This window comes from Hominimerdicola intestinalis, assembly GCF_054655215.1.
On the sequence record NZ_BAAHNZ010000002.1, the window covers coordinates 313,720 to 332,188 of the forward strand.

Genomic DNA, 18,469 nt, shown 5'->3' on the forward strand with positions numbered 1-18,469 from the left:
TCAATCGTTCAGAATTATTTTAACTCAAATTATCCTGAATATTCAGAAATGTTATGCAGATAATAAGCACGAACGGCAATATTTTGCATATAAACCTGTCATAAGGAAAGGAGCTGTATAGTATGAGTAAAACCCTTGATTACTCCAATTATAAAGAAGCGCTGATCTCAGACGATATAACCGAAAATCTGATAAATTTAAGAGCGGTTACCGGAAATACTATGGATCTTAACGTAATGGAGATCAATCTCGGCGGAGTAGACTGCGCCGTTGTTACAATCGAAGGAATGGTGGCTACCTCGTCAATGGCAGAGCTTATTTTCAGACCGCTCATGAACTTTAAGGTGCCGCAGAAGGAGCCTGCTCAGGGTATTTTCAGCTTCTGTACCAGACAGAGTCTTTTTGCCAACGAAAGAAAGATAATCTGCTCCTACGGAGACATTATACAGCTGCTTTTTTCAGGCTTCGCTCTGATCCTTATAAACGGTATATCCAGAGCTGTTGCCTACGGTATACAGGGCTACGATAAAAAATCCATATCCGAGCCTACCAGCGAACGCAATATTATGGGCTCTCAGGAAGCGTTTGCCGAGGTAATAAGAACCAATATCTCACTTATCCGCAGGAGAATAAAAAATCCCGCCCTTCGCTTTGAAATGCTTCAGCTGGGAGAAGAATCCTCTACCGACGTATGTATTGTATATATGGCGGGAAAGGCTCCTGCCCGTATAGTTGACAGAGTCCGCAAAAAGCTGAAAAAGATACGGATGGATACTATTATAGCAAGCGGCTATATCAAACCGTTCCTTGAAGAAAAAAACAGCCAGAATCTGTTTTCAGGTATATCCGCAACCGAAAGGCCTGATATATTCTGTACTAAGCTTAACGAAGGAAAGGTAGGCGTTCTGATCGACGGAACTCCTTTTTCATTACTGTGTCCGTCGCTTTTTGAAGAAAATTTCAGAACAATAGATGACTACTGCTCAAAATCCTACTTTGCTTCATATCTTAAATGGATACGTTATATAGCATTTTTCTTTGCTGTAGCCTTTCCCGGTATCTACGTTGCGATCACAAATTTTCACCCTGAAATGCTTACTCTTCGGCTGCTGCTCAATCTTTATGCTTCCGAGCAGTCTACTCCGTATCCTCTGTTTTTTGAAATATTGATAATAATGGCTCTGCTGGAGCTGATGAGGGAAGCAAGTATACGGCTTCCCAGCGCAGTAGGCAGCGCAGTTTCTATTGTAGGAGGACTTGTTATAGGCGACGCCGCAGTAAAAAGCGGAATAATATCGTCGCCATTGCTAATAATCGTAGGACTTACCGCTACAGCTTCCTTTGTTATCCCGAGCCTTAATCAGCAGACGTCGATCTTGCGTCTGGTATATATAGTAGCGGGAGGTGCAGCAGGCTTTATCGGTATTGCTGTATGTACGATAATGATAGTTGCCAACATCTGCGCTATGGACGAATTTCACATTCCTTATACTGCGCCTGTTTCACCGTTTTCAATAAAGGAAATAAAAAATGTTATATCGAGAAAAAGCTATTTCCAGATGCAGAAGGATCATACTACGGTAGAAGAATTTACTGAAAAATAAAAGGCATAAATAATTTATCATCGGGAGTTTTTTAAATGAAGAAAATAACACCGGTACAAATGGTATCAATTTTGATTTGCTGTCTGTTTGCACGGCTTATGACATATATCCCGTCGGAGGAAGACAACGCCGTTCTGCTTTTATGCTCCAAGCTTATATCAATTGCCGTTCAGTGCGTAATAATTATTCCTCTAATCAGACTATATAACAAGACCGGCGGCAGGGGAATTATTGAAACTGCCTTTGCAAAGAACCGTTTTACAGGCTGTACGGCTGCAATTCTATATCTTTTGTTCTGTCTGTTTATACTGTTTCTGACTATAGGAAACTTTACCTACTTTCTTCAGTACAGCTTTTCGTCATCTTATTCTGCATGGACTGTAGTAACGGTATTTTCACTGGCTGCGATCTATGTCGCTTCAATGGGTATTTCCTCCGGTGCGCGGACTGCGGTCGTCGTTGCGTTTATAACGATCCTCGGTACTGCACTGGTTCTTACGGGATTTAAGGGAGTTGTAGATTTCCGCGCTCTTAATATTGCAGCCGTAAACCGCGGGAAAACGCTTCTTACCGGATTACGGGATACCTTTTCACGCTCAGAAGAGCTTGTAATATTCGCCGTTCTGCTGCCGCAAATGAAGTCAAAACCGGGGAAGACAGCTTATTCATATATTGCGGCTAAGGCTCTTTTATCGTCAGCAATAGTGATCTCGATAGCCGTGATCCTCGGAGAATATGCAATTGATACAACGCTTCCCTTCTTCTCGTTATCCTCATATTCAAAAACCGAAATAATAGAACGCTTCGACGCATTTTTCCTTATGTTCTGGACATTATGCGCTTTGATAAGAACCTCTGTTATAATATTCTGCATTACCGACTGTATGAAATACCTGTTTCCGAAAACACATAAAAGAATATGGATGTTTTCGTCAGTTATCCTTTGCTCAGCGGCGGACGTAGTATTGATCACGCTTGATAAATGGAACGTTATAAGATTTGAAAGGTTCGGATATATTCCTATAATTATTCTGACAGCAGCAGTTCCGCTTATAGTAATGCTCCTCAAAACCAGGTATACTAAAACAGGAGGTGCAAAATGAAAAGAATGTATTTCTGGATAGTAATACTTGCTCTTGTTCTGGTTTCGGTCAATAACAGAGAATCCGTAGAAATATCGGAACGCTCTCTTATTCACGCTGTTGGAATAGACCAAACGGACAAAGGGATAACCGTTACTCTTCAGGTATTCAAATCAAGCGGCGCAGGCTCGGATACCCAGATAGACCCCAGCAAATCAAATACCTTTGTAATATCGAATACCGCCGCGACCTTCGATGAAGCTATCGGTAAATGCGAAAGCCAGCTCGGAAATTACCTTTTTATAGGTCATAACCAGATAATCGTACTGGGCTCAGGCGTAAAGCTGGATGATCCGAATAAGCTGTTAAGCTATTTTATTAAAAACAAAAACAACTATCTCGGTGTTTCAGTAGTAATGGCAGAAAATACGGCAAAGGAGATCATGGAAGTAGAGCTTACCTCAGGAGCTATCGCATCAGAAAACTTTACCGATATTATAAATATGTATTACAATAACGGAGAAACCGTATTTTCCGATATGCTTCATTTCTTGAACTCAATGAAATCCCAGGATAAATCCGCAGTTATCCCTGTCGTATCCGTAAAGGAGCTGTCAACTCAGTCAGATGATTCCGGACAGGAAAGCTCCGAAGGATCCGGCGGGTCTGAACAGGAAAGCGGTTCGTCAGAGGAAAACAGCTCCGAAACAGAATCATCTGAAAATGAAAGCTCTTCTCAGGACAGCAGTTCCTCAGAAAGCCAGAACTCCTCAGAGAGCCAAGACTCTTCGGAAAGCGGAAGCAAAGCGGAAGAAAGCTCTGAATCCTCACAGCAGGGGGGGCAGAGCGGCGGAAGTAAGGAAAGCGGCGAAGAAGGCTCTCAATCCGCTGAGAAACTTATAACAATTGAAAAAGCCGCCGTTATTTCCGGAGGAAAAGTAAAAGGATATATTTCCGACGACGAAATAAAAGGAGTAAACTGGATCACCGACCATATGCATGAAACTGTGATCAATACCGAGATAGACGGAAAGTCTGTAGGAGTTACCGTAAAAAAGAGAAGCTCTGAAACAAAGCTTGAAAAGAAAGATAATAAGCTTGTTTACAAAATTGATATTAAAGCAATAATTCTGACCGATACCAATATCCTCGCCGAGCTTGATGAAAACGAGCTTGAGAAAAAGGTTGAAGAAAAGATACGCTCCGACTGCGAAGCCGCAATTGAAAAGGCTTATTTTGAATACAACGCAGACTGCCTGAACGTAACTCAATTGGTCAAATTTTATTATCCTCAGATATATCTTGATTATATGGATGATTTTAATACTCTGAAGCAGAATATTGAATTTGAAACAAAAGCAAAATGCTATGTAAAATAAAATCAAACGGGCAGCACAGCTTATCCCTGCTAATCATGCAGGAGAAAACTGCGTCTGCCCGTTAAATATTATTTACGAAATGATAACGGAAGTCCTGTTAAACCGCTTCAACCGTCAGCTTTCCGTCCTTTGCTGTAATTCCGAGAGCGCTTACCGCTCCCTCTCCCTTGTCTATAAGAACCTCTGCGACCTTATCCTCTATTTCGTCCCTGATAACATGACGTATATCTCTCGCTCCCAGCTTCTTGCCGTAAGCCTTATGAGCTATAAGCTTCAAAGCCTCCTTATCATAAGCAAGCCTGATATTTTTCTCACCGAGCGGCTCCTTCATTTCGTCAAGCATAAGAGCGGCGATCTCCGCATAATTTTCCTCTGTAAGCGGATTAAATACTACTATCTCGTCAACTCTGCCCAGAAATTCAGGACGCAGAAATTCCCTCAGAGCCTTCATTGCCTTTTCCTGAGATACCTCGGCGTCGGTCTTGTTAAAGCCTACTCCCGTATCCTTATCTGTAGAACCGGCATTCGACGTCATAACTATTACAGTATTTTCAAAGGAAACCGAACGCCCCTGAGAATCCCTTATCTTTCCCTCGTCAAGGATCTGGAGCATTATATTCATTACGTCGGGGTGTGCCTTTTCGATCTCGTCAAAAAGCACGACCGAATAAGGACGCCGCCTTACCTTTTCCGTAAGCTGTCCCGCTTCGTCAAAGCCTACATACCCCGGAGGAGAGCCTATAAGCTTTGAAACCGAATGCTTCTCCATAAATTCCGACATATCAACCCGTATAAGCGGTTCGGTAGCGTCAAAAAGCTCTTCTCCGAGAGCCTTAACAAGCTCGGTCTTTCCTACTCCCGTAGGACCGACAAATATAAACGATGCAGGTCTGCGGCGCTTTGTAAGCTGAACCCTTGTACGCTTTATCGCCTTAGCTACCTTGTCTACCGCCTGCTCTTGACCTATTACCCGCGCAGACAGAGCCTTTTTAAGACTGCGTATCTTTTCGTATTCCGTTTCAACTATTTTGTTTGCGGGAATTCCGGTCCAAAGCTCGATGACCTTTGAAATATCCTCATCGCTGACCTGAATATTCTTAATTATATCCTCGACCTCTTTAAGCCTGTTCTGTATTCTCAGTATTTCAGCTTTTTCAGTTGCTATTATCTCATAGTCCGGATTCTCCGTAGCCTCGTGATCGGAAACCAGTTTTTCGTGAGTATGAAGCTCCTCGTTAAGACGGTCAAACTCCTCCAGCTCAGGACTTCTTATGCTTGCGACCGCACAAGCCTCGTCCAGCAGGTCGATAGCCTTGTCCGGCAGGAATCTGTCGTTGATATATCTTTCAGAAAGCACCGCGCATTTTCTAAGCATTTCATCTGAGATCTTTACTCTGTGGTGCTTTTCATAGTATTTTGCGATACCTTCAAGAACCTTGACCGTATCCTCTACGGTAGGCTCTGAAACGGTAACCGGCTGAAAACGTCTTTCAAGAGCGGAATCCTTTTCAATATACTTTCTGTATTCCTTGAAGGTAGTCGCTCCGATTACCTGGACCTCGCCTCTGGAAAGCGCAGGTTTAAGTATATTAGCGGCGTTCATTGTGCCCTCGCTGTCGCCTGTTCCGACTAAGTTATGAACCTCGTCAATAAAAAGGATAACGTTGCCCTCGTTCCTGACCTCCTCTACAAGACCCTTGCAGCGGCTTTCAAACTGCCCTCTGAACTGAGTTCCCGCAACCAGAGCCGTTAGGTCAAGCAGATAAAGCTCCTTATCCTTGATATGAAACGGAACATCGCCGCTTACTATCTTCTGAGCTATACCCTCAGCAACAGCAGTTTTTCCGACGCCCGGCTCCCCGATAAGACAAGGATTGTTTTTCTGTCTGCGTGAAAGAATGTGAATAACTCTCGATATCTCCTTATCCCTGCCGACTATATTGTCAAGCTTTCCCTCTCTTGCTCTTTCGGTAAGATTGGTGCAGTAATTAGTAAGAAATTTAAGCTTTTTCTTTTTATCCCCTTTTGCGTCCGAATTCTTCGGCGCAGCTCCGCGGTTCTTTATGGGTTCTGCCGAAATGCCGTTATCCTGCGGCTCGCCAGGAACTCCTCCTCCGAAAAGACTGCTCAGAAAGCTGGGCATAGTGCCGCTTCCTCCTAGCTCAAAGTCGTTGCCGTCAGTAAGCTCCATAAGCTGCTCCGACATTGCCTGTATCTCATCCTCGCTTATGCCCATTGATTTTATATAATCGTCAACCTGCGAAATTCCCAGCTCTTTTGCACATACAAGACAAAGCCCCTCGTTATGCTTCTGATTGGGATCGCCGGCGTTCATCTGAGAGATAAATACAACGGCGGGTCTTTTTTTGCAGCGTGAACACATCAACATAATTCATCTGTTCCTTTCCCCGACCTTAAAGGTCTTTCTGATTTTTATTTATAGAAGATATAGAATATATATCTGAAAATATACGTTTTGTTTATTAACTCAGTATTAAGCGGAAAAATATCGGAATTATCTCCTCCCGCACTTACTACGGCGGAGCAGATAAAGCCTATAAGCAGAAGATAAAGCGTTCCCTTAGCCATTCCGGCCAGAAGACCGAAAAACCTGTTTATACCGTTTGCTACCGGTATCCTGTCAAATACTCCGGCGATTGCAAATATAATAGCAAGCACAGATTCTGCGGCTATCAGGATAATTATAAAAAGAATATACTTAACGACTGAAGTGCCAAGAGGAGCGGCAGTGCCTGTAAGATATTCTGCGCCCACAGTTTTATCCTCGTCTGCCAAGGCTCTTACCGTATCATATACAAAGCCTTTTGAAAGATCTTCGTCCGTTTCTTCAATACCAAGTTCAGCGCAGACCTCCGACACAAATCCGCCCTCAAAAAATTCATTCATTTTATTCTCGATCTGCTCAGCCTGAGCGCTGTCAAGTCCGCTTTCCTCCGCCGCCTTTGCAACTGCCTGAGGAATGCTTCCGCTGTCGGTAAGCGCCTCCCTAAGCTGCTCATCGGAGATCTCAGCCTCACAGCCGTTTTGCTTCAGAAAATCCCTTACCGAATCCTCAATACTGAAATCCTCCAGCTTTTCGCTTATTGCAGCTTCTATTTTCGGAGCGGCAAATCTTTCGTAAACCGGTCCTGACAGCAGCTCCGCCGCTATCAAAGCGATTATTACGCATACTATCGTACCAAGCATTTTCAGAGCGTATCTTATAAATCCCCTGCAATAGCCTATTACCGCCGAAAGAGTAAATATCAGAATAACCGCAGTATCAAGCGCAAAAGCCATAAGTTCAGTCCTTTCCGGAATAGTATCATGATTTAAACAGTATCTTGTTTACTTCCCTATAGCCCATAAAATAAACGGCGTCATTAAAATAGACAAAATCGGTGTAGTCCGGAGAAACGGAAGCGGTAGCCAGCAGATTCCCTTTTTTATCAAAAGCTTCAACAGAATCAGAGCCGAGTATATACGCTGTTCCGTCCTCACAGCGGACTCTTTTTGGACTGCCGCTCTGCGATTCTATAAGCGAAGGCTGAGCGTTATCCGAATCGCAGTCAAAAACCGCAAGGCGGGAAGAGTTTCGGGCTGTACCCCTTACCGCTGCCGCCGCACATTCCTCACTTAAGGAATATGATACCATATCCGAGGTATATTCGTAGCTGTCAATTATTTTTCCCTTTTTGTCAAGAAGATAAAACTTTTTATCTCCCGCCGCCCATATCCTTCCTCCGTCGTTTTCACAGGCGCTGAACACAAGCGAATCCAGCTTTTCGCTTTTCATAAGTTCGTCGGTCTTGTCAAATTCAACATAATGTATCTGAGAAACTATCTCTCCGTCCTCAGAGGTGAACGCGCTTACATAACAGCCTGCTCCGTCAGATGCAAAGCTTACGTCCATGATCCTCTGACCGCTGCTCCAGCGGTATATTTCGGTTCCGTTTGAATCAAAAACCGTCATACAGGCGGCGTATTTTTCAGTCTGTGTGATAACTGCGGCGTTTCCGTTTTCAGCAAGCGCTGCGTAAATTATCTGATCCTCTATAGTTTTCTCATATACCTCTCCGCTTTTATTGTAAAGCCTGAAGGTATATCCGCCGTTATCAAACGAAAGCAGACGCTTTCCGGCAGTTTTTATCATCGGATTGGCAAAGTTATGGTTTGCCGTATCACGAAGCTTTCCGTTTTCGTCATAAAAATAAATACGGCTCTCATCAGCTATTATAATATTGTTGTCCATTCTGTCAATAATATTTACCGAGCCGCCGCTAAGTCCGATAGGAAAATTTCCCGACTGAGTTACACCGTCGTTTACAATAGTATCGTGCGGTTTTTCCATTATCCCTTCAAGCTTTGGTATCCAAAGCTCTCTCGTAATATAAACGGCAAGACCCAGAAGAACTATTATAAGAATAATAATACCTTTTTTAAGTCTTCTGCGGCGTTTTTCCTTTTTTCTTGCCGCCCGAAGATCCTCCATATCAATAGTCTTTTCATTCTGAAGCTCACGCTTTTTCCCTTTTTTCTTTATGTCAGACTCGTTAAGACTTACCTTTATAGGCTTTTCAGCCGCTTCGTCAGCCTTTTCGCCCGACCGCAGAGCTTCAGTTTCGCTTATACTGAATTTCATAGTCTTTTCGTTTTCATCTTTTTTCACTTTTAGTCAAATCCTTCTTCATCATAAAAAACCTTGTTGAGATACAGTCCCTGAGGAGGCACCGTTATCCCTGCTTTTGTTCTGTCCCTTGATCTGATTATTTCTTCAATAGCGTCCGCTTCTATTTTTCCTTCGTTTATGTACAGAAGCGTACCCACCATTATCCTTACCATATTATATAAAAATCCGTTTCCTGCAACGGTAAAAACGACCATATCGCCTTCCCGCCTAACCCGAAACCAATATATTTTTCTTACCGTATTTTCCTTTTCGCAGTCGGCGGAGCAGAACGCCCTGAAATCATGCTCCCCTACAAATGCCTGCGCCGCCTTATCAAGCAGCTTTTCGTCTATAGCTATACGGCTTCTGTAGGCGGTATCCTTATAAAAGGGATCCTTTATACAGCTGTTATGGACGATGTACTCATATTCCTTTCCTCTGCACATAAAACGTGCATGAAAATCCTTCGGAACTTCTTTGCAGTTAAGCACAGCAATATCGTCGGGAAGCTTGTCGTTAAGCCCGGCAATTATCCCGCGGCAGTTTATTCCGGACTCTATCGTAAAGCTGAAATAATATTCTCTTGCGTGAACTCCTGCGTCGGTTCTTGAACAGCCGTTTATCGTTACAGCCTGCCCTGTCAAAGCTTCTATCGCTTCCTCAATTACCTGCTGTACCGCAAGAGCGTTGCTCTGACGCTGAAAGCCGTGATACGCTGCGCCGTTGTAAGCCGCCCTTACAAGAAAATTCTTCATAGCCATTCTCTAATCAACAGTTATAGCTTCTATGGAATCTATACGGACTATTTTTGTTATGTCCTTTTTCCTGCCGTGAACGGTAAGCTTTACCCATTCCTCGTCTGCGTCCAGAACCGTGCATTTTTCCTCCAGCAGCTCGTCGCTTTCAACAGTACATTCCATGCCTATAAGATCCTTTATTATTTTCGACATACCGTTTCCCCCGTTTATTTTATTTTCAAGCCTGCGTATTTTTTCAGCAAGACGCTTTATCTTATCGTCCTGCTCAATATCGTTTAACCAGCCCATTACGTCACCCCTTGACTAATATGTTTATCACAGCGACCGCCCCTATAAAAGCCGCCGTTACTGCGATTGCGATATAATCCGCCGCTCCTGTCCTCAGCTGCTTCATTCTGGTCCTGCCCTCTCCTCCGTGATAGCAGCGGCATTCCATTGCAAGCGCAAGCTCCTCCGCTCTCCTGAATGAAGAAACAAAAAGCGGTATCAGTATCGGAATAAGCGCCCTTGCCCTCTGCAGCAGCGAACCGCTTTCCATATCAGCTCCCCTTGCTTTCTGAGCTGACATTATTTTGTCCGTTTCCTCGATAAGCGTCGGTATGAACCTTAGGGCTATTGTCATCATCATAGCAAGCTCATGAACAGGCACTTTTATTTTCTTAAGAGGAGAAAGCAGCCGCTCGATCGCGTCGGTAAGGTCGATAGGCGAAGTAGTATAGGTAAGCAGAGATGTCCCTATTATAAGACAGACTATCCTTACTACCATAAATACCGCCGTATGAACGCCCTCCTGAGTAATTTTTATAAACTTGAACTGCCACAGCACATCTCCCGTTCTTACAAACAGCAGATTCAGCAGAGCCGTAAAAATTATAATCGGAATTATAGGCTTAAGGCTTTTCAGCATCATTTTCGCCGGGATCCGAGATACGGCGAAGGTCAGCAGTGTAAAAGCTATACCGGCAAGCAGACCGTAAAAGCTTGACGACATAAAAAGCATTACTATAAACGCCATAGTAAGCACCAGCTTTACCCGCGGATCCATTCTGTGAACGGGCGATCTGCCCGGAAAATACTGTCCGATAGTGATATCCTTTAACAAAGGTACATCCTCCTTAATTCTGCGGCATACCATAATACGTTTCAGCAACGTAAGGTATTTAAATTGATTGTATTATTCTAATTATCGTTTGAATCCCCGCCGCTTCCGCCGCCGATAAACATCAGTATAAATACAGCCGCAAGAAGCGCTACGGCAAACAGCATGGCGTAATTGCTCAATATCTCAGTAACCGCCGCGCCGAGTACAACGCCGAGTATAAAAAATGCTATTATTCCGTAAACCTTGAGTCCTGCTCCTAAACATTCTTTTTCTCCGGTAAGCCTGTATTTGCATATATTTTCCGTCGCAGTTCTCAGATTTCCGGTACACATAGTAGTTGCGAAGCTTATGGAATGGACCTTCCTGAAGCTTTCCACCTGAAGCGAGCATACAAAGGAGATCATTATATTGGCGGCGATATTGTATTTTCCTACCGGAATAAACGCTGCTGCGGCAAGCACGGCTGATTCTATAAGAATTATATACTGCCGCCAGTGAAAACGGGAATCCGAAAAACGTTTTCTTATCCACTCCGCCATTGCAACGCCAAGTACGAACATAACTATAGGAACAAGGTATTTTACAAGAGCCAGCCAGTCGTTCCTGAACGCCGAGATCCCCAGTAATACTATATTTCCCGTCTGAGCGTTTGCAAATACGCCGTCCCTGCACACATAGCTGTAGGCGTCAAGAAATCCGCCTGCCGCCGCAAGGATCGAAGCCACGGGATAGGTTTCGGACATCTGTCTTTTTACGCTTGTCATATTCCGATCTTCTTCTCTCCCGCTAAGATCTGCAAAAGCAGCTTTCTGCCGAAATCGACAGTATAAACGTCCTCTCCGAAATCGAAGCCCATTGCTTTGAGCCTGCCGAAGACCCTTGTTATCTGCGGAACGGCAAGTCCCATAGCCTCAAGCTCCTCGGAGCGGTGAAATACGTTTACCGGCGTATCGTAGCAAAATACCCTCGCCGAATTCATCACAAGTATCTTAGAGCAGCTCTTAGCCACGTCCTCCATTGAATGAGATACCAGCATTACCGTATTCTTCTTCTCCTGATGATACTCCCTTATAAGTCCCAGGATCTGTTCCCTGCCTTTGGGATCGAGCCCTGAGGTCGGCTCGTCAAGAATAAGTACCTTCGGCTCCATCGCCATAACTCCCGCTATTGCAACACGCCTTTTCTGACCGCCTGAAAGCTCAAACGGGGATTTATCAAATATCTCCGGCGAAAGTCCGACAAGCCTTGCGGTCTCCTTTACCCTGCGGTCTATCTCAGCGTCAGAAAGTCCCATATTTTTAGGGCCGAACGCAATATCCTTATAGCAGGTCTCCTCAAAAAGCTGATATTCGGGATACTGAAATACAAGTCCTACCTTGAACCTTATAGGTCTGAGCCTCGACTTATCCGCCCAAAGCTCCTCTCCGTCTATGAAGATCTTTCCCGACGAAGGCTTCAGCAATCCGTTGAAGTGCTGTATAAGCGTTGATTTCCCCGAGCCGGTATGACCGATAACTCCTACAAGCTCGCCCTCTTCTATTTCTATATTGACATTATCTACGGCTGTCTTTCTGAAGGGAGTTCCCTCACCGTAAACATAAGATAAATTTTCAGTTCTGATAACTGCCATAAAATACTTTCCTTCTTACAAAATAAAAAATCCGTTATCGTATAATTATATCATACATTTGTGTAGATTTCAAGAAAATTGTTTGAATGACGGGTGATTTCTTTGACCGCTATTCGTCTGCGCTTATCTCAGCCTGAGCCTTTATGCTTTTTCTTATCAAAAGCACGGCTATAATATTCCATACCGGCAGAAACAGCAGAGCAATATACAGCAGCCTGCGGCTTTTGATCTTGGGACACCACCTGCTTGTTCTTACTACTGCGGAAATACCGAAAACAAGTATCATAAAACTTAATATGCATACTGTAACGGAAATAACCGTTAATGCTGCAAACAGCTGAATATTTACCGCAAAGAATAAAAAGGCTAACCAGATAAGCCCCAGTCCTGCTGTAGCAAAAATAACAATATACAGCAGCAGAGGATTAAAGAGCATTACCGATGACTGAACAAGCGTTTTGATCTGAGGAGCTATGATAAAAGCTCCCGCAGTAAGGGATAACGCCGACAAAGCATAGGCGGCAATGCAAAGAACCGTCAGCCGTTTTCCGCTTTTGACCGCCGTTTCGCATACGCTTTCTCCCGGCTTCGCTTTAACGGGACATTTCACAAGCCTTATTATTATGTAAATCGCTCCGGCAATTACCGGAACAGACAGGCTGAGGCAGAATAATGCGTAAAGTACCGAACCGCCGCTGAGCTTATCGGATAACGCCTTTGTAAAGGCAGCTGCAAAGCTGATGATAATCTCCGAAATATAGACGCTGAAAAGTACGGGAACGGCTGTCATATACAATATTGACGCACCAAGAGAATCAAGCCTTGCTTTTCCGGATCTTTCAAGAATGATAAGCGCCGCAAACAGCGCGATGATTACAAACGAAACCATATAAAACCTTCCCCTGCAATTTATTTTTTACCCCTGTCCCAGTCTTTCTCTGAGCAGTCCTGCGACCGCCTCAGCACATTCCTCCTCGGATATTATTTCGGTAGAAATATCATATCCCGCTTTTTTCAGTCCGTAGGCAAGCTCCGTTACCTGAGGTACGTCAAGTCCGAGATTTTTCAGCGTTTCGACCTGAGAGAAAACCTTTTTAGGAACGCTGTCCATAACTATCTCGCCGCCGTCTACAACGACTACCCTGTCCGCCTGCGCCGCTTCCTCCATATAGTGAGTTATAAGCACTATAGTGACTCCGTTTTCACGGTTAAGCATTTTTATTGTCTTCATGACCTCCGCCCTGCCCTTCGGGTCAAGCATTGCAGTCGGCTCGTCCAGCAGGATACAGTCGGGGCGCATAGCGATTATTCCTGCAATAGCTACCCTCTGCTTCTGTCCTCCCGACAGCTTATGGGGAGCGTGACTGCGGTATTCGTACATACCCACGGTTTTCAGCGCCTCGTCTACTCTCCTGCGTATCTCCGTAGGCTCGACTCCCATATTTTCAAGAGCAAAGGCTACGTCCTCCTCGACTATCGTAGCAACTATCTGATTGTCCGGATTCTGGAATACCATTCCTACACGCTGATGTATCGGAAGCAGGTTTTTCTCGACCTTTGTATTCATTCCGTCGGCGTAAACGTCGCCGCTTTCGGGAATATTTATAGCGTTAAAACACTTTGCGAGAGTTGATTTTCCCGATCCGTTATGCCCAAGGACAGCCACAAACTCGCCTTTTTTTATTTCAAGCTCTACTCCTTTAAGCACCTCAGTTTTTACGGGAGGCTCTTCCATTTCATTTATATATGAAAAATTCAGATGCTCCGCTTTTAAAAATGCGTTCATTTTGTTTCCTCTTTTCTCGGTTACGATTATTCACATCTTCAAATCAGTCTTAAGTTTTAAGAGTTTACAGCAGCTGTAAACCTGTGCCGTAAATTTATACCCTCAGAAACGGCTCAGCTCACCGCTTTGAACCTCCGTACTGTTTTACAAGCCTTTCGACCTCTTCAAGCTTAGGAGGATACAGCGGTATCGGGAATTTTGTAACCGCCGTTCCCGCTGCTGCGCAGGCGAATCTTACAAGCTTATCATCGTCAAAGCCCTTGTAAAGTCCGTAGACCGTACCTGCCTTAAAGCTGTCACCTGCTCCCAGAGTTGAAACAACATCGACCTTCACCGAGCCGCAGGATTTAGGCGGCTGACCTTTTCTGCCGTACATTGCGCCCTTTTCGCCGAGGGTGAATATAACCAGTCCGTCGGTGTTTTCAGTATAGAGCCTGTAAAGCTCCTCATAGCTTTTATCGGGATAATGACCGTCAAGATACTGGTGAGAGACCGCATTTACGGCGCAGTGCTTATTTATATAGCTGTCGTGATCGCAGTCTATCGTTGCATACGGCTTATTGTGCTTTACGCAAAGCTGTGCGATCTCATCTCCGAAAAACGGGTCAGCGCCTACGCAAACGGCGTTTTTCACCGATCCCTCACAGGGAGGCTCGTAAAACGGCTTTTTTCTGCCAAAGTGCTTTTCCCATTCTCCGAAGCAGGTACGGGTGCTTTTGTCAATTATCACATAATCAATTATTCCGTCAAAGTCCTCATGAACAAGCTCGCTCGTATCACAATTCTTATCCTTAAAATAACCAATTATAATATCCCTGTTCAGATTTCCGATATGCGTTCCTCCAAGCCTCAAAGACACTCCCAGACTGCAGAGCACCGCCGCCGCAGTTCCCGTTTCTCCCCCGACGTGATGATATTTCTCCTTTATTTCAGCATAGCCGTCGGCTTCGGGATAATTGCCGCACAGCAGGTATGCGCAGGTCGACATTACCATGCCGTACATATAGATATGATCTGACATTTGATCACTCCTCTTTCTCTTCAAAAAAGCTTTTAAGCTCTTTACGCCGAAATTTCTTTTTTCAGCATACCCGATCGTGTTCTCCGAATTCGCCTTTCCGAAAGTCAGGACTTTTGCTTTTTCGGACAGGTAAAGATTTAATATATCCATCACTGCTCATTTACCCACACCGCCGTTGAGCCGCAGGGGAGGGGCATTCCCGACTTTTCAACAGGCAGTCCTATCTCGTCGGCTGTTACCTTTCCTCCGAATCCAGGGGTAATGACTTCATTCAGAATATAAGCCATAACTGATGGAGAAAGCCCTGTTGTATAGCTGTTTAGCAGGAAGAAAAGCGGCTTGTCCGAAAGCACCTCGGAGCAGGTCTTTACCAGATCATAAATGCAGTCCTCAAGCTTCCAGACCTCTCCTCCCGGACCTCTGCCGTAGCTCGGCGGATCCATTACAACCGCATCGTAGCGGTTTCCCCGGCGTATCTCACGCTGAACGAATTTAAGGCAGTCGTCAACCAGCCAACGGATTGGCTTATCTGAAAGTCCGCTTGCCGCGGCGTTTTCCCTCGCCCACCATACCTTTTGAAGCGTCGACATGGGAAACCTGCGCTCCAGCATTGGCGCAGGCGAGAGTCGCTCCGCCTGTGTATGCGAACAGATTAAGCACCTTGATCTCACGTCCCGCACTTCTGATTTTATCAGCCATGAAGTCCCAGTTTACCGCCTGTTCAGGGAAAAGTCCCGTATGCTTGAAGCCTGTGGGACGGATAATAAATTTAAGATCCCCGTAGCTGATATTCCAGCTTTCGGGCAGTCTTTTGCGGTATTCCCACTCGCCGCCGCCCTTTGATGAACGGTGATAAACTGCGTCCGCTTTATCCCACAGGTCAGTTTTGCGGGGCGTTTTCCATATTATCTGCGGATCGGGTCGCACCAGAGTTTTACCGCCCCAGCTTTCAAGCTTATCGCCGTCCGAAGTGTCGATTATCTTATAATCCTGCCAGTTATCTGCAATTCTCATATTTTCAGTCCTCAATTAGATCCTCGATTATTATTTTACGATGCCCGGACAGAACATTTCCGTCCAAATTCTTATTTCATCTATACCTGCCGTTTCCACGGTCTTTTCTTCTCCGTCCAGCCTCTGGCGTTCCAGTATTCGGTATCTGTCTTATTCCATGAACCGCCTTTGTTCATCATACGGGAGATCCCGAAGAAGAAACGTCCCTTCAAGCCTGCGGCAGGCCTGAATCCGGAGCTTTTTATCCTTGCGGCGATCCGGCTGACCTCCGACTCTATACGAGCCTTATTCTTTTCACTTACGCCATCCCAGGAAGCCGCCCTGACTGCCTTTCCGACAGAATAGACCTTCGGAACTCCCCAAAATATCAGGCTGTCTTTCATATCCTTATTGGTGGATCTTGAACCGCCTCCGGCACAGGTGGAAATTACTATCCCCTTTTTCGAGAACATTTTCTCTTCCGGACGGTGTATTATCCATCTCCAGCCGTAGTGGTCGAGAAATGCTTTCATTGAACCTGTGCAGTGATAGACATACACAGGAGAAGTAAGAATTATCACGTCGGCGTTATCCATTGCGTCGGTAATAGGCTTGAGCTTTGCGGCATGAGGACAAAGACTTTCGCTTTTTACGATACAGTTTGTACAGCCGCAGCAAAATTCCCCGAAATCCCGCGGAAGAAAAAATTCATAAATATCCTTTTCCTCCGCAAGCTTCTGAGCCATAAGCCTGCCGATATGATATGTAGAGCCTTTATGGTTCTGACCGTGAATAAGAGCTATTTTCATTGCGCCGCCTCCTGAAATTATTGTACTTTGTTTTTCCGTGCATTTTTATTTTGTGCGATATCCCCCTCTACTAATAGGCAAAAAAGGGGGAAAAGTTGCACGTAAATGTACAACTATGAACAAAAAAGTTTTTAATTAAAACAAAATTTGGATACCCTTACAAATCAGCGCCGCAGAATTTATGCAATATAACGGTAAAAACAAGCAGAGCGGCGGAATTTCAAAAAGTCTGTTTTATATTACATTTCCTCTATCAGCCTGGCAATATTATTGGCATATTCAGTAATAATTCCCGTACGCTTACCCTCAAGCATAACTCTGACCAGCGGTTCTGTTCCGGATTCACGGACTAAGATCCTTCCGTCGCCGCCCAGCTTTTCCCTGTACGTTTCAATAGCGTTCCGAACCGCCTCGTTTTTCTCCCACATACCCTTTTTATCGGCGGTTATCTTTACGTTTACAAGCACCTGCGGATAGCATTCCATACAGGAAGCTACCTCGCTCGCCTTTTTCTTTGTTTTCTTCAAAACCTCGAGAAGCTTTACTCCTGTTAGCTCGCCGTCGCCGGTATTCGCTTCGTCAAGGAAAATAATATGCCCAGACTGCTCGCCGCCGAGATTATAATCGAATTTCTGCATTCTTTCAAGAACATACCTGTCGCCTACGGCTGTTGTTGTTGCGCTGATACCCTCGTTTTCCGCAAATTTAAAAAAACCAAGATTGCTCATAACCGTAACCACGCAGGTGTTTGACTTTAATTTCCCCTGAACTTTCATAAATTTTGAGAATATCGCCAGAAGCTTATCGCCGTCAATAAGCTGACCGTTTTCGTCCACTGCAAGACACCTGTCAGCGTCGCCGTCGAAAGCAAGACCCAGATCGCACTTTTTCTCAACGACTGTTTTCTGCAAATCTTCAATATGCGTTGAACCGCAGTTTTCATTTATATTTGTTCCGTCAGGCTCGTTGTGAATGAACACGCAGCTTGCGCCAAGGCCCTCGAAAAGCTTTGGAGCGACCCTTGACGCTGAACCGTTTGCACAGTCGATCGCGACCTTAATGCCCTTGAAATCGCAGTCCACGGTTTTCATAACATACCTTATATAATCCCACTCGGCGTTTGCTTCATAGAAGACCCTGCCGATCTCACAGCCGTCTTTAAGCTCCATTTTTTCAGGCTCATCCAAGATCAGTGACTCTATTTCCTCCTCGATCTTATCTGAAAGCTTAAAGCCCGTTCCGGAAAACAGCTTGATTCCGTTGAACTCAACGCTGTTATGCGAAGCGGAGATCATAACGCCTGCGTCGGCTTCGTATTTCTGAACCAGCATAGCAACCGCAGGAGTAGGAACTACCCCGAGAATATGAGCATTTGCACCTACCGAGCAGATACCTGCTATAAGCGCCGCTTCAAGTACGTCGCCTGAAATTCTTGTATCCTTTCCGATTATTATTTTAGGCGTATGTTTGGTTTCCTTGGCAAGCACCAGAGCCGCCGCTCTTCCTATGTTCATAGCGGTTTCACAGGTAAGCCCGGTAATTGCAACTCCCCTTGCTCCGTCTGTTCCGAATAGTCTTCCCATTATAAATTACTCCTTTTAATGATTTTCAGTTTTTATAAACAGCCCTTTTAAGG

At 44.8% G+C, this 18,469-nt stretch carries 16 protein-coding genes and 1 pseudogene; 3 read left to right on the plus strand and 14 right to left on the minus strand.

The window, feature by feature from the left end:
• The first annotated feature begins 122 nt into the window (after positions 1-122).
• From ACYQ0H_RS03865 to ACYQ0H_RS03875, 3 genes are read left to right on the plus strand one after another with little or no spacing between them, the layout of a single operon-like run.
• Positions 123-1,604, plus strand: coding sequence for a spore germination protein (locus tag ACYQ0H_RS03865; protein ID WP_459811524.1), 1,482 nt, complete (start codon positions 123-125; stop codon positions 1,602-1,604).
• Positions 1,605-1,639: 35 nt separating this feature from the next.
• Positions 1,640-2,707 carry a GerAB/ArcD/ProY family transporter gene (locus tag ACYQ0H_RS03870; RefSeq protein WP_459811525.1) on the plus strand — a complete coding sequence of 356 codons (1,068 nt, stop codon included), beginning with the start codon at positions 1,640-1,642 and terminating at the stop codon, positions 2,705-2,707.
• On the plus strand, positions 2,704-4,065 hold the full coding sequence (locus ACYQ0H_RS03875; RefSeq protein WP_459811526.1) for a Ger(x)C family spore germination protein: 1,362 nt from the start codon (positions 2,704-2,706) through the stop codon (positions 4,063-4,065). The genes ACYQ0H_RS03870 and ACYQ0H_RS03875 overlap by 4 nt, the downstream gene beginning before the upstream one ends.
• 97 nt (positions 4,066-4,162) lie before the next feature.
• Here ACYQ0H_RS03875 and ACYQ0H_RS03880 read toward each other — a convergent pair whose 3' ends face one another.
• From ACYQ0H_RS03880 to glmM, 14 genes and pseudogenes are all read right to left on the minus strand, one after another.
• Positions 4,163-6,454, minus strand: a complete 2,292-nt coding sequence (locus tag ACYQ0H_RS03880) for an ATP-dependent Clp protease ATP-binding subunit (RefSeq protein ID WP_459811527.1) — start codon at positions 6,452-6,454, stop codon at positions 4,163-4,165.
• 44 nt (positions 6,455-6,498) lie between these two features.
• A complete protein-coding gene (locus ACYQ0H_RS03885) occupies positions 6,499-7,365 on the minus strand; it encodes a hypothetical protein (RefSeq protein ID WP_459811528.1) in 867 nt (288 codons plus the stop codon).
• Between the two features lie 25 nt (positions 7,366-7,390).
• Entirely contained in the window at positions 7,391-8,734 is a 1,344-nt protein-coding gene (locus ACYQ0H_RS03890) for a DUF5711 family protein (protein ID WP_459811529.1), read from the minus strand.
• A gap of 2 nt (positions 8,735-8,736) precedes the next feature.
• Positions 8,737-9,489, minus strand: coding sequence for a tRNA pseudouridine(38-40) synthase TruA (gene truA / locus ACYQ0H_RS03895; protein WP_459811530.1), 753 nt, complete (start codon positions 9,487-9,489; stop codon positions 8,737-8,739).
• A 9-nt stretch (positions 9,490-9,498) separates the two neighbouring features.
• Positions 9,499-9,780: a hypothetical protein gene (locus ACYQ0H_RS03900; RefSeq protein WP_459811531.1), complete on the minus strand. Its 282-nt coding sequence runs from the start codon at positions 9,778-9,780 to the stop codon at positions 9,499-9,501.
• Positions 9,781-9,784: 4 nt separating this feature from the next.
• On the minus strand, positions 9,785-10,594 hold the full coding sequence (locus ACYQ0H_RS03905) for an energy-coupling factor transporter transmembrane component T family protein (RefSeq protein ID WP_459811532.1): 810 nt from the start codon (positions 10,592-10,594) through the stop codon (positions 9,785-9,787).
• A gap of 77 nt (positions 10,595-10,671) precedes the next feature.
• A complete protein-coding gene (locus ACYQ0H_RS03910) occupies positions 10,672-11,358 on the minus strand; it encodes a YoaK family protein (protein ID WP_459811533.1) in 687 nt (228 codons plus the stop codon).
• A complete protein-coding gene (locus ACYQ0H_RS03915; protein WP_459811534.1) occupies positions 11,355-12,224 on the minus strand; it encodes an energy-coupling factor transporter ATPase in 870 nt (289 codons plus the stop codon). Before ACYQ0H_RS03915 ends, ACYQ0H_RS03910 begins: the two co-directional genes overlap by 4 nt.
• Positions 12,225-12,333: 109 nt before the next feature.
• Entirely contained in the window at positions 12,334-13,113 is a 780-nt protein-coding gene (locus ACYQ0H_RS03920; protein WP_459811535.1) for a hypothetical protein, read from the minus strand.
• Between the two features lie 27 nt (positions 13,114-13,140).
• Positions 13,141-14,010, minus strand: coding sequence for an energy-coupling factor transporter ATPase (locus ACYQ0H_RS03925; RefSeq protein ID WP_459811536.1), 870 nt, complete (start codon positions 14,008-14,010; stop codon positions 13,141-13,143).
• A gap of 118 nt (positions 14,011-14,128) precedes the next feature.
• Entirely contained in the window at positions 14,129-15,031 is a 903-nt protein-coding gene (locus ACYQ0H_RS03930; protein WP_459811537.1) for a carbohydrate kinase family protein, read from the minus strand.
• Positions 15,032-15,180: 149 nt separating this feature from the next.
• Positions 15,181-16,045: pseudogene (locus ACYQ0H_RS03935) on the minus strand (class I SAM-dependent methyltransferase).
• 80 nt (positions 16,046-16,125) lie between these two features.
• Positions 16,126-16,833: a flavodoxin family protein gene (locus ACYQ0H_RS03940; protein ID WP_459811538.1), complete on the minus strand. Its 708-nt coding sequence runs from the start codon at positions 16,831-16,833 to the stop codon at positions 16,126-16,128.
• A gap of 239 nt (positions 16,834-17,072) precedes the next feature.
• On the minus strand, positions 17,073-18,416 hold the full coding sequence (gene glmM / locus ACYQ0H_RS03945; protein ID WP_459811539.1) for a phosphoglucosamine mutase: 1,344 nt from the start codon (positions 18,414-18,416) through the stop codon (positions 17,073-17,075).
• Between the last annotated feature and the right edge of the window lie 53 nt (positions 18,417-18,469).